Source organism: Spirulina major PCC 6313, from assembly GCF_001890765.1.
Classification (GTDB): domain Bacteria; phylum Cyanobacteriota; class Cyanobacteriia; order Cyanobacteriales; family Spirulinaceae; genus Spirulina; species Spirulina major.
On the sequence record NZ_KV878783.1, the window covers coordinates 1,145,737 to 1,162,082 of the forward strand.

Genomic DNA, 16,346 nt, shown 5'->3' on the forward strand with positions numbered 1-16,346 from the left:
GAGTTAGGACAGGATGGGCTGGGGGGCGGTGGTGGTTTGGGAGAGGGTGGCTTGTTCAATTGCCGCCGCTAACAAGCCTAACCCCGCTTCGACGGTTTCGATTTGGGAGAGGCGATCGCGCAATTCCCCCGCCCCCGGAAACCCCTTGCAATACCAGGCTAAATGTTTCCGAGATTGGTAGATCCCGCGCTGTCCTTTATAGTCCCACAGGCCGAGAAGATGGTCTTGGGCACAGGCAAGGGATGTGGCGATCGTCGGGTCGGGTAACAATTCCCCCCTGCGTAAAAAGTGGTCAATGTGACCCACCAAAAACGGATACCCCAACGTCCCCCGCGAACACATCACCCCATCGGCTCCGGTCTGCTCCAAACATTGCACCGCCGCCGCCACCGAAAAAATATCCCCATTGGCAATCACCGGCACAGTCACCGCCTCTTTCACCGTGCGAATCCAATCCCATTGCGCCGTTCCTGTGTAGCCCTGCTGCCGCGTCCGACCGTGGATCGTCAACATCTGCGCCCCCGCCTGCTCTAGGCGTTGGGCAAAGTCTACGATCGTAATTTCGCCATCACTCCATCCGAGGCGCGTTTTCACCGTCACGGGCACATCCACCGCCGCCACCACCGCCCGCACGATCGCTTCTGCTATCTCCGGCTGCCGCAGCAGGGATGAGCCGCCCCCACGTCGCGTGATTTTATTCACCGGACAGCCCATATTAATGTCAATGGTGGCGGCTCCTTCGGCAACGGCTTTGCGGGCCGCTTCCCCCATGAAATCGGGGCGACAGTCGAAGAGTTGAATACTGATCGGGTGTTCATCGGGGTCAATGGCCATCACTTGGGGCAGGGTGCGCAGGTGATGAAGTTCCGTGGCGCTGACCATTTCGGTATAGAGCATGGAGCGGGGGGCGTAGCGGCGCACGAGGCGACGAAACACGAGGTCAGTGACACCGGAAAGGGGGGATTGCAAAACCCGACTGTGGAGGGTGACAGAACCGATGCGGAGGGGTTGGGCGAGGCGGGTTTTGAGGGCGGGGGAGAGGGAGAGCATAGGGGCGGCAGAATCAAGCAAAGGAACAGCAGGAGCTAAAACGGTCTCCAAAAATTAATAGCATGGCTGCTCCGAAATTGTTGCCTGTCTCTTTAGGGTAAGAATGCAGTTGTCTTGAATTCAGTTTGCCATTCTGACGCTGGCGCGAACTGAAGACCACGCCAGCCAGTTCCTCAAATTAAGGGCTTATTTATTGCCCGGTGTGCGGCCGCCTTCGTCGTTGCTGCCCCCATGGGGGCGAGAATTACCCGGATCGCACCCTTCCGAACCATTGCCGATCCCTTGGTTGCAGTTTTGGCGAGCGGGGCGGGTGTTGGTGTCGGTGTTGGTGTTCGTTTCGATCGTGTTGGTTTCCGTCGTCTGTTCAATGGTGGTGATCTGATTCATGTCGATCACGTAAGGAGACGTAATGGCGGTCACTTGGCGGGTGCTGACGAGGGCTTGATACACTAAAACCGCCACATCAGCACGGGTGGCGATTTGGCTGAGGTTCAGGGTTTGGGTGTTGGGATTATTGATCACTAATCCATTCATGATTGCGGCAGCGATCGCCGGTCGGACAGTCGTCGGAACTTGGTTGAAATCGCTGAACAGATTCACCAGCGAATCGGTGGACTGAGTATAGGAATAGCCCAACCCTCTAACCAACGTGGTTATAACGTCGAGACGGGTCAGGGGTTGATCGGGATCAAAGGTCGTGGGTAAAAAGCCCATTTGATAGGCTGTTTGTAAGGACTTGAATGACCAGTGACCGGGGCTAATGCTGGGGAAGTTAGTGAGGGAGGTGGTGGCCGATCGCCCCTCAAAGGCTTGGGTGAGCATGGCGGCAAACTGGCCCAGGGTGACTGGCACATTGGGCTTAAATTCACCATCGGGGAAACCGCTGATGATGTTACGCTGCATCAGCACATCAATGAAACTGTTGGCCCAAAAATTCCCCGTCACATCCTCAAAGGCGAGCCAGTACGGGGTTTCCGTTTGCACCTGTGGGGTGGTTTCTTGAAACGGAGTTTGAGTGGCGATCGCATCCCCAGCCGGCAGCATCCCCAGCAGTCCCGTCACGGTCACCCAGGTCAAGGTTTTCAAAACCATCATAAAAATCTCCCAATAGTAACAACAAGCTTGGCCGTTTCAGGATACCAAGGGTTTGTGTTGCTTCCTACGGCAGATTGACGCGAAATCCGGGACAGGATGGAACATTGCAAGGGTAAATGCTCAAATCTCGCCGTTAGTTGGTGACGCAGTAGTCATTAATGCCGTTGACCAGTTCGGGTTCCCCCTGTACCGCTTGTTCCAGGCGGACTTTGGCAGTGTCTACCCCTTCGCGGTTGAGATCTTTGTAACTTTGGGAATACTCCCGTGTGGCGTTGGCGATTTCGGTGTACATCTTAACGAAGCCGCCTTGATATTCCTTCAGTTGGGGATCATCGAGTTGGAGAGATTGCATTGTTTGGGCGGCTTGATCCAGGGTATCAGCGGCTTGGAGCCACACCAACGAATCCTGATTGGTTTGATTGGCCGTGAGGATCTCGGTTTCCGCTGTCACTTGGTTGGCGATTTCCACAATGCGATTGCATTGCAGGACTTTATTGGGAGCACAGCTACTCGCTAACCCCGACACCACTAGCAGAATCATCAATGACACGCCACGCATACCGCCTCTCAAGTGAAACATGATGAGTTGATTATGAATGAATTCGGCATTGATTGTAACGCCATTTTCTCTGCGGCGTGATCCGGATTGCCAGCAGGATGGTCTTAAGTTTTTCCTTAATTTTGCAGGCGATCGCACGGTTATACGACAGGCTAATCTGAGAGGCCCTAGGGGAAAATTTCATGTTAGAGATGCTAGATTTGTCGCGATCGCTCGATAAGGCCACATACAAACGGGAAGTAGAAGCCTTAATGCAACAGTTGCGATCGCTGCAACAGTCCTGTTGGGAATCGCGCCTTCCCTTGTTGGTGGTGCTCGAAGGCTGGGCAGCGGCGGGGAAAGGGGCCTTGGTGAAAAAAATGGTCAACTACATGGACCCCCGTGGCTTCACCGTCTACCCCACCTTGCCCCCCACAGATACCGAACAGCAATACCCTTTTCTCTGGCGGTTTTGGCAACAGTTGCCACCCCAAGGGGCGATCGGGATTTTTTACCACAGTTGGTATACCCATGTCCTGGAAGATCGTCTCTTTGAACATCTGTCCTCCGAACGAGTGCCGCAAATGATGGCGCAGATCAACGCCTTTGAGCGGCAGTTAGCCGATGATGGGGTGGCGATCGCAAAATTCTACCTTCACCTCAGCCGCAAAGAACTCAAACACCGCCTCAAAAAAACCGCCAAAGACGAACTCACCGCCTGGCGGGTGCGCCCCGAAGACTGGCAGCAGCATAAACGCTACCACCAATATGTGGATCTCGCCGAGGAGATGCTGATCCAAACCAGCACCGGCATCGCGCCGTGGACGTTGGTGGAAAGTGATTGTAAACGGTGGGCACGGGTGAAAGTGTTATCTAAACTCGTGGCCGTGATCACCGAAGCCCTCGATCGCCGCGCCGCCCAGCCCCCCCCTGTCACCACGCCCCCCCAAGAAACCCTCCTCGCCACCGAACCCAACGCCTTGGCCTCGGCGGACTTAAGCCTCAAGCTGGAACGGGATGAGTATAAAGATCGGCTGCGGACGGCTCAATTAGAACTGCGTCGCCTCCAACAGCAGATTTTTCAACATCAGATTCCGGTGGTGTTGGTGTTTGAAGGCTGGGATGCCGCCGGGAAAGGGGGCGCGATTAAACGGTTGACGGATATTCTCGATCCCCGCAGTTATCGGGTTAATCCCTATGCGGCTCCGACGGCGGAAGAGAATCGCTATCATTACCTCTGGCGATTTTGGCGGACGTTGCCACCGGCTGGGAAGATTGGAATTTGCGATCGCAGTTGGTACGGTCGCGTGCTCGTGGAGCGCGTCGAAGGGTTTGCCACGGATCTGGAATGGCGCAGGGCCTACCGGGAAATTAACGAATTTGAAACCCAACTGACCACGAGCGGTTATGTAGTGGTGAAATTTTGGCTTCATATTGACCCGGAAGAACAACTGCGCCGCTTTGAACAACGACGCGAAAACCCCTTCCGGCAATACAAGCTCACCGATGAAGATTGGCGCAACCGCGATCGCTGGTCACTCTATGATGTAGCCGTGAACCAAATGATCGGCCGCACCAGCACGCCCACAGCTCCCTGGGTGGTAGTGCCGGGGAATGATAAATACTATGCGCGGGTATTTGTGATTGAAACGGTGATCCAAGCCATTCGCCAAGAGTTAACCCGCCGCACGGGTTAAGGGCAGGACTGATACAGCGAGACATACAAACAAGGGGATGTGCGCCCCTTGCCTCAACGCAAAGCTGAGAGCTTGGCCAGAAATTTGCGTCAGCCATGAAGGGTTGAGGTCGCTCCTGGGTCTGATGTGATGGGATCAGGTGCTGATCTGCCTGAAAGTGCGACAATAATTTGGGTTTGGGGTCGATTGGGCCTCAGAAAATGCGATCGCAACCAAGGGGATGCCCCAACTATGTTTGAAATTCTCACCAGTGTTCTGCTGCTGACCCTAATCTTAGTGTTGATCTATTACCTTTTGGTGCAGGTCATTCCCAAGCAGGCCTTGGTGGTGTTGGGTGGGGCATTTCTGTTGATGATTATTTTGGTGAGTTTCTTCGTGCCCAGTTATGGCCCAACGGCCCTGTTGTGGGAAATCATCTCACTGCCGCTCAAACCCATGGGGCTTGCGATTGTCCTCATTTTCATGTCGGTGCTGCGCATTAAAAAAGACAAGATCGAAAAGCCAGCCCCGACGTTTTTATGGGTCACATTAATTGTGCTTGTCATTTCCAGTAATCCCCTGATTGCCTATCAACTGGCGAAGCTGATGGAGCAAGAAGCCGTCAATATTGAAATCAAAAAACAGGGGATTTGCTTGGTGGATTGTCCTGCGGTAGGAGCCACCGTGAATAGCGGTGCGATCGTTCTGTTGGGAGCGGGCACAACGGAACCGAATATTCCCTATCGCACCCAAGTTCAACTCACGGATCAAGGCGATCGCCTCCTCTACACCGCCACTCTCTACCAAGAACAAACCGCACGGGGTAATTTTCCCCGTGTGATTGTCTGTGCGCCTCCCCGTACTGGCTTAGATGGCAATGAAGAACAACTCAACGAAGCCCAAGATATTTCGCGCATCTTGCAGCGCTTGGGCATTCCGGGTAATGTGATCGTGCTCGAAACGCGGGGCGTTCATCTCCATATGCACGCCGTCGAAGTGAAGCAAATTCTCACCCAAGCCGGGATCGGTAATACCCTCGTCACCCTCATTACCTCTGGCATCCGGCTCCGACGCGCCGCCCAAACCTTCCGCGAAGAAGGAATTAACATTATCCCTCGTCCAAGCAACTTCTATACCTTTCAAGGGGAAGGGACACCAAAGCGCAAACTCAGCCCTGCCGACCTCCTGCCCTCGATTCGGGCGTTGCAAATCACAACCCAGGTGGTGGAAGAATATTTTGCGACGATCTACTATTTCCTGCGGGGGTGGTTGTCGCCTGTGGTGTATTGATCCCGTTGATACCGGAAGCAACTGGTGAGGTCAGGGGGCTGAGGATCAAATTGGGGATCAGGTCTAAAATAAAACAGATGATCCTGTATTCTCGTTGAGTTTATGTCTGCATTACCGCCCTTGTCTGACCTGCCTCGCTCTGAATCTTGCGATCGCCTCATTGCCACCTTACGCGCCGGGTTACGGCCGGGGCAACAGGCGATCGCCGATTGGCAAGGGGGCGAGTTAGCGGTGTCGGCAGTGCCAGGGGCGGGGAAGTCCCACAGTATGGCCGTGGGGGCAGCGATCGCGATCGCTCGCCATCAACTCCACGCCCGTCAGCAGTTAGTGGTGGTCACCTTCACCCGTTCCGCTGCGGCCAATATTAAACACAAAATCCGGGCAACCCTCCAACAGTTGCAGCTTTCCGCCGCCGGGTTCATGGTGCAGACTCTCCATGGCTTAGCCCTACATATCGCCTCACGCCATCCGGAGGTGTCGGGGGTAGACCTCAATACCATGACCCTGATCACACCCACACGGAGTCATCGCCTGTTGCGTCAAGCGGTGGAACAGTGGCTGCGGGATCATCCAGAACAGTACCAAATCCTCCTGCGGGGGGTGCAGTTTGATGGGGAAGCGGCGGAACGGTTGCGGCGGCAGTCGGTACTGCGCACAGAAGTGTTGCCCAATCTCGGTAAGACGGCGATCCATGAGGCGAAAAGTTCTGGGATAACGCCGGAACAACTGCGGGCTGCCCATGGGGCAGTGGATGACCCCTACGATACATTGGCGATCGCGGCTGATATCTACGCTCAGTATGATGCGTTGATGCGATCGCACCACCTGATCGATTACGACGACATGATCCTGGCGGCGCTGCGGGTGTTAGCCCATGAACCCGTGCGCAAACTCTGGCAAGAGCAGATTTTTGCGGTGTTTGAAGATGAAGCCCAGGATTCTTCCCCGTTGCAAGCGCAGTTATTAACCCTCCTGGCCACCACACCGGATCAACAGCAATGCCATCTGGTGCGGGTGGGCGACCCGAATCAGGCGATTAACTCCACCTTTACCCCGGCTGATCCGTGGTATTTTAATCAATTTTGCGATCGCTGCAAGGAGCGCGATCGCCTCACCACCATGGATCAATCGGGCCGGAGCAGTCTTGTGATCCTCGAAGCAGCCAATCGGATGCTGGACTGGGCGAATGATCAGTTTGACCCCCAGCAACAGCCTGCGCCAGATCACCTCTTTCGCCGCCAAGCGATCCGCCCCGTTACCCTCAATGATCCCCAAGCCAACGCCAACCCTGATCCCACCGGGGCAGGGGTGGAAATTCACACCCCGCCGGATGTGAATGCCACAGTGCAGGCGATCGAAGCGGCAGCGATCGCCCACCTCACCGCCCACCCCGACCACAACGCCGCCATTCTCGTCCGGGAAAACCGCCAAGCCCACTTCCTCGCCCGTCAACTCACCCCCAGCCTCAAAGCCCGTAATATTCCCGTCTACGATGTCAACGCCACCCAACGCCACAGCAAAATTCCCAGCGACATCCTCAAAATCCTCCGCTTTATCAATCGCCCCCACTCCCCCAGTCACCTCAAAGATGCGCTTTCCGTCTTGGAAAAACGGGATCTGATCGCTGCTCAAGATTTGGATGCGTTAGCGATCGCCCCGGAGCAATTTCTCTACCCCACCCCCATCGATCCCCCCCTTGTGCCAGCAGCGATCGTCGCCCAACGCCACTGCACCCAACTCCTCCGCGCCGGAATTGAACTCCACCCCTACGATCTCCTCTCCTTCCTCGGTCTCACCCTCCAATACCAAGCCTCCGAACTCGCCACCCTCCAAAAACTCGCCGAGCGCCTCTTTCAACAAACCGCCCGCCAACGCACCCTCGCCGCCATCATCGACACCCTCCAAGACATCGTCACCGCCGAACAATTTGAAGCCGTCGAAGCAGACAGCGATGACCGCTACACCCAAGCCGGACAACTAACGATCATCACCATGCATAAAGCCAAGGGCCTGGATTGGGACTATGTGTTTTTGCCGTTCTTGCACGAGGATGTGATTCCGGGGGATGCCTGGATTCCCGCCGGTCAAAAGTTTTTAGGGGACTGGAGTTTAGGCGATGTGGTGCGGGCCCAAATTCGGGCGTTGGTGCGCCAGGCGGACGCTAACCCCCCTAAGCCATTACCCCAACCGGACGAAGCCTGGCACATTGCCCAACGCCTCAAAACCGCCGAAGAATACCGCCTCCTCTACGTTGCCATGACCCGGGCGAAACGGTTGCTGTGGCTGTCGGCAGCGCGTCAAGGCCCCTACCGTTGGAGTATGGTGCAGAGTCAGGGCACGATCCATAAACTGAATCCGAAACAGCCCTGTCCGGTGCTTCGGGCCTTGCGGTGATCGGTGCGAATCGGATCGGATGCTTGCCCAAATAATAAAAAAAGGTAGAACCTGTCTACCTTTTTGGATTGTGTTTGTGATGAAAGCCAGCCGAAGGCCAGCGCTGTTAGCCGAAGCGGCCACTGATGTATTCTTGGGTTTTTTCCTCTTTGGGGTTTTGGAAGATGATTTCGGTGCGATCGTATTCCACCAAATGCCCTACTTTCCCGCCTGCATCAGTGGCTTCGGCATTGTAAAACGCGGTCAAATCAGAGACCCGCGAAGCCTGTTGCATATTGTGGGTGACAATCACAATCGTGTATTGCTGTTTGAGTTCTTGGATCAGTTCCTCGACTTTGAGGGTGGAAATGGGGTCAAGGGCGGAACAGGGTTCATCCATCAGGATCACTTCTGGTGCGATCGCGATCGCCCGCGCAATACACAACCGCTGCTGCTGTCCTCCCGACAATGCCAACCCACTATCCTTGAGCTTATCTTTCACCTCATCCCACAGCGCCGCCCGCCGCAGCGAATCCTCTACCAACTTATCCATATCGCCGGTATAGCCGTTAATCCGCGCTCCAAAGGCAATATTTTCATAGATGGATTTTGGAAACGGATTCGGTTTCTGGAACACCATCCCAATCCGGCGGCGCATCTCCACCGGGTCAACTTTCGCCCCGTATACATCCTGGCCATGGAAGGTGATTCTACCCTTAACCTTTGCACTAGGAACCAAGTCATTCATCCGGTTAAAACACCGCAGAATCGTACTTTTGCCACAGCCTGAGGGGCCAATAAATGCCACCACTTGGTTATAGGGAATATCGAGGGATACATTTTGCACCGCCACCGATGATCCATAAAGCACAGAAACATCCTGGGCACGTAAAACGGCCTCTTTCACTAAATCCGGCGGAGACGTTGTCGAGTAAAACATAGGACACTTTAGAGAAATTTGAAATTTGACAATAATCTGAGAATCAATAGATGAATGGAGGCCCGATAGCGATCAACCGTCCGCACAATCCATCACACCCGACGCTGCAACTTATTCCGAAGGATGACCGCAAAAGAATTCATCACCAACAAAACCGCTAACAACACAATAATGCCCCCAGCGGCATTTTCATGAAATCCTGCCTGGGGCCGCGAAATCCAGTTATAGATTTGAATCGGCAGCACCACGAAAGGACTCTGGAGATTTTCCGGAAGAAACGTGATAAAGGTCAGTGCGCCAATCATAATCAGAGGGGCGGTTTCACCAATGGCACGAGACAACGCGAGAATTGTGCCGGTCAAAATCCCAGGAAAGGCAATGGGTAAAATCTGCTCCCAGATCACTTGCCAGCGGGTTGCGCCGAGGGCAAAGCCGGCAAATCTTAAGCTATCAGGGACGGCCCGCAGGGATTCACGCGTTGAAACGATGATAATGGGAAGAATCAGTAACACCAGGGTCAGAGCCCCCGATAGGACACTGCGCCCACCGGTGATCGGTTCCATGACACGGACAAAAATCTGAAGTCCCAATAAACCATAGATAATCGAGGGGACACCCGCCAGATTATTGATATTGATTTCGATGATTTGGGTGAGTTTGTTATCTTCGGCAAATTCTTCGAGATAGATACCGGAGCCAACCCCCAAGGGAAAGGCAATGATCGCAACGGTGATCATCAGCCATACTGTGCCGCCCAAGGCCGACAGAATACCGGCTCTCTCGGCATTACGAGAGGGAAAGTTACTGAGGAATTGCCAACTGACGCGACCGAGACCGTCACTGAGGACATCGAATAATAGTGTGGCCAGAATGGCGATCGCAATGACCACAGCTAGCCAAGTCAGAGCCGCGAACACTGCATCCAATCGATAACGCTTCGACAAATTGATATTGAAATCAGAAGCATCCGATGCAAGCTCTGGCGGCTTCGGTAGATTAGAAGGTGTCATTCGTACTTCTCCCGGAAACGACGCACAAACCAAAAGCTAAAAATATTCAGAGTCAGAGTCAGCACAAAGAGCGTCATCCCCACTGCAAAAATCGTCTCAAATTCCAACGAGCCTGCCGGGGTATCCCCCAAGCTCACCTTAACGATATAAGCCGTCATCGTCATCACAGGCACAAAGGGATTCACAAAGTCCAGATCCCATCCGATAATACGGGGATTTTGACCCGCTGCGAGGGTGACAATCATCGTCTCACCAATCGCCCGTGAAACTGCCAAAATAATCGACGAAACAATCCCCGACAACGCCGCCGGCAACACCACAGAAGTAATCGTCTCCCGCTTCGTAGCTCCCAAAGCGTAAGCGCCATCCCTTAAGCTACGGGGCACAGAGTAAATCGCATCTTCACTCAGGGATGCAATCAACGGGGTAATCATAATACCCAGTACGATGCCCGCACTCAATGCATTAAACGCCTGGACATCAAAAAAATCCTCCCACCCCGTGATGCCAGCCAGAAACTCAGCTCCACTTTGCAACAAGGGAGTCACAAACAGCAGTGCAAAATATCCGTACACCACGGTTGGAATTCCCGCCAGCACCTCCAAAAGGGGCTTGAGAATGCGACGAGTTTTATCACTGGCATACTCACTGAGACAGATCGCCGCCAACAATCCCAAGGGCACTGCCACCACAATGGCAATGGTAGAGGTCATCAACGTGGCACTGACCAGAACAAAAATTCCGAATTGAGCACTATTAAACTGTGGAGTCCAGCGAGTATCTGTGAAAAAATCCCAAATGGGGACTTTCTGGAAAAAAAGCCAAGTCTCGAAAATGAGCGTCATGACAATGCCAAGGGTAGTGGCAATAGAAATGAGCGCAAAAATCAAGAAAACTGTCCGAACAATGCTCTGAATGCGCTTATTTCGTTGGCGATTAGGGCGCCACAAGCTTGCATCAGATAGAGGAAGATTGCTAGCCATTACACATGGATTAAAAAATATAGATTTTGGGGTTTAGTTTGGTCATGAAGATCCATTCACTTAATCTCAGCTATTCTCAAGATTTAACTCTCCACCCAAAAAGACTAGGGTGCATCCCAGTGATGCAATCCCTCACCAACCCTCTCCTGAGGGAGAGGGCGTTTAGCTCCTTTATCCTGCGAGAGAAGGGCTGGGGATGAGGGTGCTCCCTGGCGATCTGTGTGAATCTGCAAAAATGGGATGCACCCAAAGACTATCTTCAAGAGTTTAGCAGAGGAGTCAGATTTAGTAATACGTTACTAAACCTGACTTCTACTTCGCTAGAGTTTGTCGGCGAGTTTCACCCCCACCGAAGATTCTCCTCCAAAAATTGAGCCTGTTGTCATTTCTTCAACACGCACAACCACTCGTTCATGAATATCAGCAGGCAGTGCAACATAGCCCACTTCTTCGATCAGGTATTCGTTGGCCAAATCCAGATGGTAGTTAACGAAGGCCGCAACTTCAGGCTTGGTTTCCAACGCTTCTTTTTTGACATAGAAGAAGATGGGACGGGCTAAGGGGTTGTAGGAACCATCTGCGATCGTTTCTACACTGGGGGTGACGCAATCACCATCCGAGTTTTCGATCTCAACAATTTTGAGAGAGTCTTTATTTTCTTCATAGTAGGCAAACCCAAAGAAACCAAGGGCTCCTGCATCAGACTCTACCCCTTGAACGGTGACATTGTCATCTTCACTGGCCGTATAGTCACCCCGGCTTTCTCCTTCTTCACCAGTCACAGCATCGGTGAAGTAGTCATAGGTACCTGAGTCAGTTCCAGCTCCGAAGAGGGCAAGGTCACTATCGGGAAAATCATCCCGAATTTGATTCCATTTTGTGACTTGGCCTTCAGCGGCAGGTTCCCACATTTTGCCCAGCTCTTCGGGCTTCAGGCAAGTAGCCCAGTCATTTTCCGGGTTGACGACGACAGATAACCCGTCGAAAGCGACCGGCACTTCCACATATTCGATGCCTGCTTCCTCACAAAGCTCCATTTCTTCTGCTTTGATCGGCCGCGATGCATTAGAAATGTCGGTTTCCCCAGCACAGAATTTTTCAAATCCTCCCCCTGAACCTGATACGCCAACAGTGACCCGCACATCAGGGTTTTCTGCCATGAATTCTTCGGCCATGGCTTCGGATATCGGGAACACGGTGCTGGAGCCATCTACTAAGACCTCTCCGCTGAGGCCACCTTCAGTGGTGGCCTCTTCACCAGCGGCACTATCAGCACCATCTGTGGGCGTGGAGCTTCCACAGGCAGCAAGGGCTAAGGTTAGGGCAACGACCGTGAGTTGAGTTGAAACGCGATGTTTCCGGGCATTAAAGATCATAACACTCCTCTGTTAGGTAATTCTTGACAAGCACAATGGTGCTAATGATTGATGGGTTGCTGGATATCATCTTGAACACACTTCATGTAGAAGTGAATCCTTTTTACTGTTACTTCAATTACATTTATTTTGTCAAATAAAGTATGGTTAAATAAACGTTAAGTTGAGGTAAAGAGATGATTATTGAGCAGGCGATCGCACCTTTAGGGTTTTCTTTGGATGAGATCTACATTGACAATGGTAGATTATCATGATCTCTGTTGAGAGAATATTCTATGCGATAAACTCATGACAACGATTATAAAAAAATCGTTGTGGAGCGAAGGCATTAAGTAGATTTATTCCATGAACATTCCATGAACACTGTAGAAGGTCAAGGGGAAACCAAGGATTAAGACCAAGTTAATGATCCTTAAATATTGGACTAAGATCCTGACTTATGACCCTTAGGTTTGGAATGTTCAAAATTCAGGTTATTCAGTGGGAAACAAGCATGCTAGGTTGGTTAGGCAATATCCTACTTCTTGACTGGGCTTCATCTGTAGCTGATGTTGTAGAGCTTTAAGGGTCTTGTTAAAATCTTCTGGGGTGGTTGTACTGAACAAAAGCTGATTGGTGAGTTTGTTGATGATCCAAGGACGAGCTGTTTCTGGGGCTTGTTGAGGGTTTTCAACTAAACAATAGATCCTTAATGCGCTTTGGTCTGATAGGGTACGATATTTTGTGAATTGTTCAATCTCATGGCATAGCTTTTCGATTAATTGACCAATAATATATTTAATTAAGACTGGCTCAAGGCTAAAACATAAACTCCCGACATCGGATGGAATGACTTCGAGGAGCGATCGCCGCTTTAAAGATTCCAACGCTGCCACAATTTGTGATGTTGACAATGTACTAAAGCGCAAATATTGTCGCAGTTGCCGAAGAGTGATCGGACGATTGGCAAGGGCAATCCAGTTGATAATGATTGATTCAGACTCGGAGAGCCGTTGGAGCTGCTGATAGAAAATTCCGGGCATAATATCCCCCAGCACTAATGTGCTTTGGCTGAGAAACTCATCAATGTGCCCGCCAAAAATTTCACGAATTGTATTGGCCATCAACTTTAGGGCTAAGGGATGACCCCGATACAGTTGAATGAAGTCATGGGTTCCTCTGGCACTGATATCGAATCCTTTGATAGCCAATACTTGCTTGGCTGCATTGAGATCCAATCCTCCAAGCTGAAAGTCACGGACTGGTAGATTGTGGCCGGTGAGCGAGGTGAGCTCTCGTAATTTTTCGCGTGTAATCACGACAACGCAGCTTTGGTGTGACTCTTGTCCAAGGCGGCGAAAGAGGTCGTGATAGTCCTGGTAATTCAATTGATATTGTCCGGCTAACTGGCCGCTACAGAGGATGGTCTCAACATCATCAAGGATTAACAGGCAACGGTATTGTCGCAAGGTGTCTAAGAGGTGGCCTAGGGGATCGTTGGGGGGTGTTGCTGGTGGCTGCCCTAGAACTGTATTGCATTCGTGAAGCAGTTCCGACAGAGAAGGGGCCCGACGCAGCGATCGCCGCAACACAAATTCAAACTGACTCTCTAGCTGTTCCGCGAATTTGACCGATAGCAGCGTTTTACCAATGCCGCCCATCCCAGACAGAATAATAAGACGGCAGCGATCGCATCCCACCCATTGCCCCAACTGCGCCAACTCTTCAACCCGACCATAGAACTGAGACCCATCAATCGACTCATCCCAATCCTGTCGAGACCCCCCCCCGCCACAATCACTATGGCGATCAACCACCTCTTCCCAATCCAAACCCAACACCTGGCAATACGCTTTAAACGCATGCGCATTAATGGCAGCCTTCCCCGACAAAAACCGCTTCCACGTTCCCAGTGAAATTCCATAAGCATACGGTCCCCCGGAATACCACGTTCGACCCGGCTCCAACAAATGACTCGCCGCCACAAAACAGGCATCATCCTCACCATTCCACCCCCAACCTCGCTCTCGACGAGCTTGTTGAATCCTCATCAACCCAAACCGAGATGCCTTTATTGTGGCCACCGCTCTATCGTCCTAGACTTGAGTACTCTTTATCTCAGTATGCGACTTCAATTCCCAGCGTGAAGACAGGACAACCCTCAAAACATTCCATAGCCCCATCCTCATAGGTACTTCTGAACTATATACTCACTTCTTGATTCAAAAAAATCCCCAGAACCTTATTCCTGAGAGGGTTCTGGGGATTTTGACTTAGAATCCCCAAAAATTCATTCCAAAAAGGGGTTGACAGTTCAGGGAAGGATAGATATATTGATAAATGCGCGGCAAACAAAACGCGCCCCGAACCTAGAAAAAAGAATAGTTTGAGAGCCGATAAAAAGGTTCCCCGTTAAACAAGAAACTAAGCTAAGGATAAACCAAAATGGAGAGTTTGATCCTGGCTCAGGATGAACGCTGGCGGTATGCCTAACACATGCAAGTCGAACGGTCTCTTCGGAGATAGTGGCGGACGGGTGAGTAACACGTGAGAATCTGGCTTCAGGATGGGGACAACAGTTGGAAACGACTGCTAATACCCGATATGCCGAAAGGTGAAAGATTTATCGCCTGAAGATGAGCTCGCGGCTGATTAGCTAGTTGGTGGGGTAAGAGCCTACCAAGGCGACGATCAGTAGCTGTTCTGAGAGGAAGATCAGCCACACTGGGACTGAGACACGGCCCAGACTCCTACGGGAGGCAGCAGTGGGGAATTTTCCGCAATGGGCGAAAGCCTGACGGAGCAATACCGCGTGCGGGAGGAAGGCCCTTGGGTCGTAAACCGCTTTTCTTAGGGAAGAAACCTGACGGTACCTAAGGAATAAGCCTCGGCTAACTCCGTGCCAGCAGCCGCGGTAATACGGAGGAGGCAAGCGTTATCCGGAATTATTGGGCGTAAAGAGTCCGTAGGTGGTTCATCAAGTCTGCTGTTAAAGCGTGCAGCTCAACTGCATATAGGCAGTGGAAACTGTTGAACTAGAGTATGGTAGGGGTAGGGGGAATTCCCAGTGTAGCGGTGAAATGCGTAGAGATTGGGAAGAACACCGGTGGCGAAAGCGCCCTACTGGGCCATAACTGACACTGAGGGACGAAAGCTAGGGTAGCGAATGGGATTAGATACCCCAGTAGTCCTAGCCGTAAACGATGGAAACTAGGCGTAGCTTGTATCGACCCGAGCTGTGCCGAAGCTAACGCGTTAAGTTTCCCGCCTGGGGAGTACGCACGCAAGTGTGAAACTCAAAGGAATTGACGGGGGCCCGCACAAGCGGTGGAGTATGTGGTTTAATTCGATGCAACGCGAAGAACCTTACCAAGGCTTGACATCCCGCGAATCTCTTGGAAACAGGAGAGTGCCTTCGGGAACGCGGAGACAGGTGGTGCATGGCTGTCGTCAGCTCGTGTCGTGAGATGTTGGGTTAAGTCCCGCAACGAGCGCAACCCTTGTCCTTAGTTGCCATCATTAAGTTGGGCACTCTAGGGAGACTGCCGGTGACAAACCGGAGGAAGGTGAGGATGACGTCAAGTCAGCATGCCCCTTACGTCTTGGGCTACACACGTACTACAATGGTTGGGACAAAGGGCAGCAAGCTCGCGAGAGTAAGCGAATCTCACCAAACCCAGCCTCAGTTCAGATTGCAGGCTGCAACTCGCCTGCATGAAGGAGGAATCGCTAGTAATCGCAGGTCAGCATACTGCGGTGAATCCGTTCCCGGGGCCTTGTACACACCGCCCGTCACACCATGGAAGCTGGCAACATCCGAAGTCGTTACTCCAACTGTTTACAGAGGAGGGCGCCGAAGGTGGGGCTAGTGACTGGGGTGAAGTCGTAACAAGGTAGCCGTACCGGAAGGTGTGGCTGGATCACCTCCTTTAAGGGAGACCTCAAAGGGATGAAGTCATCAGAAACCAAAGCGAAAGCAGAGGAATCTAAAAAACTAACTTCACTCAATGACATCCCAAGGTCGTTCGGAGAACCT

The 16,346-nt window shown here is 52.2% G+C and carries 11 protein-coding genes and 1 rRNA gene; 4 read left to right on the plus strand and 8 right to left on the minus strand.

Annotated elements, in window-relative coordinates; translation table 11 throughout:
* Positions 1 to 3 precede the first annotated feature (3 nt).
* From dusB to SPI6313_RS05020, 3 genes are all read right to left on the minus strand, one after another.
* Positions 4 to 1,050: a tRNA dihydrouridine synthase DusB gene (gene dusB / locus SPI6313_RS05010; RefSeq protein ID WP_072620014.1), complete on the minus strand. Its 1,047-nt coding sequence runs from the start codon at positions 1,048 to 1,050 to the stop codon at positions 4 to 6.
* A gap of 186 nt (positions 1,051 to 1,236) precedes the next feature.
* Complete coding sequence (locus tag SPI6313_RS05015; RefSeq protein ID WP_072620015.1) at positions 1,237 to 2,145, minus strand: S-layer homology domain-containing protein; 909 nt, start codon at positions 2,143 to 2,145, stop codon at positions 1,237 to 1,239.
* A gap of 133 nt (positions 2,146 to 2,278) precedes the next feature.
* Positions 2,279 to 2,725: a hypothetical protein gene (locus SPI6313_RS05020; RefSeq protein ID WP_139276538.1), complete on the minus strand. Its 447-nt coding sequence runs from the start codon at positions 2,723 to 2,725 to the stop codon at positions 2,279 to 2,281.
* A gap of 161 nt (positions 2,726 to 2,886) precedes the next feature.
* Between SPI6313_RS05020 and pap the strand changes: the two genes are divergently transcribed.
* The 3 genes from pap to SPI6313_RS05035 all read left to right on the plus strand — a co-directional run bounded on the left by pap (position 2,887) and on the right by SPI6313_RS05035 (position 8,043).
* Positions 2,887 to 4,380 carry a polyphosphate:AMP phosphotransferase gene (gene pap, locus SPI6313_RS05025; protein ID WP_072620016.1) on the plus strand — a complete coding sequence of 498 codons (1,494 nt, stop codon included), beginning with the start codon at positions 2,887 to 2,889 and terminating at the stop codon, positions 4,378 to 4,380.
* A 231-nt stretch (positions 4,381 to 4,611) separates the two neighbouring features.
* Positions 4,612 to 5,649, plus strand: coding sequence for a YdcF family protein (locus SPI6313_RS05030; RefSeq protein WP_072620017.1), 1,038 nt, complete (start codon positions 4,612 to 4,614; stop codon positions 5,647 to 5,649).
* A 102-nt stretch (positions 5,650 to 5,751) separates the two neighbouring features.
* Positions 5,752 to 8,043 (plus strand): ATP-dependent helicase, encoded by a 2,292-nt coding sequence (locus SPI6313_RS05035; protein ID WP_072620018.1) that lies wholly within the window; start codon positions 5,752 to 5,754, stop codon positions 8,041 to 8,043.
* A 106-nt stretch (positions 8,044 to 8,149) separates the two neighbouring features.
* Here SPI6313_RS05035 and pstB read toward each other — a convergent pair whose 3' ends face one another.
* From pstB to SPI6313_RS05060, 5 genes are all read right to left on the minus strand, one after another.
* Positions 8,150 to 8,962, minus strand: a complete 813-nt coding sequence (pstB, locus tag SPI6313_RS05040; RefSeq protein ID WP_072620019.1) for a phosphate ABC transporter ATP-binding protein PstB — start codon at positions 8,960 to 8,962, stop codon at positions 8,150 to 8,152.
* Positions 8,963 to 9,054: 92 nt separating this feature from the next.
* Complete coding sequence (gene pstA / locus SPI6313_RS05045; RefSeq protein ID WP_072620020.1) at positions 9,055 to 9,972, minus strand: phosphate ABC transporter permease PstA; 918 nt, start codon at positions 9,970 to 9,972, stop codon at positions 9,055 to 9,057.
* The gene (gene pstC / locus SPI6313_RS05050; RefSeq protein WP_072620021.1) at positions 9,969 to 10,955 is read right to left on the minus strand and encodes a phosphate ABC transporter permease subunit PstC; all 987 of its coding nucleotides are present in this window, start codon (positions 10,953 to 10,955) and stop codon (positions 9,969 to 9,971) included. Before pstC ends, pstA begins: the two co-directional genes overlap by 4 nt.
* Positions 10,956 to 11,275: 320 nt before the next feature.
* Entirely contained in the window at positions 11,276 to 12,331 is a 1,056-nt protein-coding gene (locus SPI6313_RS05055; protein WP_139276540.1) for a PstS family phosphate ABC transporter substrate-binding protein, read from the minus strand.
* 473 nt (positions 12,332 to 12,804) lie between these two features.
* Complete coding sequence (locus tag SPI6313_RS05060; protein ID WP_072620022.1) at positions 12,805 to 14,361, minus strand: AAA family ATPase; 1,557 nt, start codon at positions 14,359 to 14,361, stop codon at positions 12,805 to 12,807.
* A gap of 391 nt (positions 14,362 to 14,752) precedes the next feature.
* Here SPI6313_RS05060 and SPI6313_RS05065 point away from each other — a divergent pair.
* Positions 14,753 to 16,241 (plus strand): 16S ribosomal RNA (locus SPI6313_RS05065).
* The last annotated feature ends 105 nt before the right edge of the window (positions 16,242 to 16,346 follow it).

Bases quoted from the DNA above. Each gene is read 5' to 3' on its own strand.
- SPI6313_RS05015 (WP_072620015.1), bottom strand. From the start codon at position 2,145: ATGATGGTTTTGAAAACCTTGACCTGGGTGACCGTGACGGGACTGCTG.
- pstA (WP_072620020.1), bottom strand. From the start codon at position 9,972: ATGACACCTTCTAATCTACCGAAGCCGCCAGAGCTTGCATCGGATGCT.
- SPI6313_RS05055 (WP_139276540.1), bottom strand. From the start codon at position 12,331: ATGATCTTTAATGCCCGGAAACATCGCGTTTCAACTCAACTCACGGTC.
- SPI6313_RS05060 (WP_072620022.1), bottom strand. From the start codon at position 14,361: ATGAGGATTCAACAAGCTCGTCGAGAGCGAGGTTGGGGGTGGAATGGT.
- SPI6313_RS05020 (WP_139276538.1), bottom strand. From the start codon at position 2,725: ATGTTTCACTTGAGAGGCGGTATGCGTGGCGTGTCATTGATGATTCTG.
- pstC (WP_072620021.1), bottom strand. From the start codon at position 10,955: ATGGCTAGCAATCTTCCTCTATCTGATGCAAGCTTGTGGCGCCCTAAT.
- pstB (WP_072620019.1), bottom strand. From the start codon at position 8,962: ATGTTTTACTCGACAACGTCTCCGCCGGATTTAGTGAAAGAGGCCGTT.
- SPI6313_RS05030 (WP_072620017.1), top strand. From the start codon at position 4,612: ATGTTTGAAATTCTCACCAGTGTTCTGCTGCTGACCCTAATCTTAGTG.
- SPI6313_RS05035 (WP_072620018.1), top strand. From the start codon at position 5,752: ATGTCTGCATTACCGCCCTTGTCTGACCTGCCTCGCTCTGAATCTTGC.
- dusB (WP_072620014.1), bottom strand. From the start codon at position 1,050: ATGCTCTCCCTCTCCCCCGCCCTCAAAACCCGCCTCGCCCAACCCCTC.
- pap (WP_072620016.1), top strand. From the start codon at position 2,887: ATGTTAGAGATGCTAGATTTGTCGCGATCGCTCGATAAGGCCACATAC.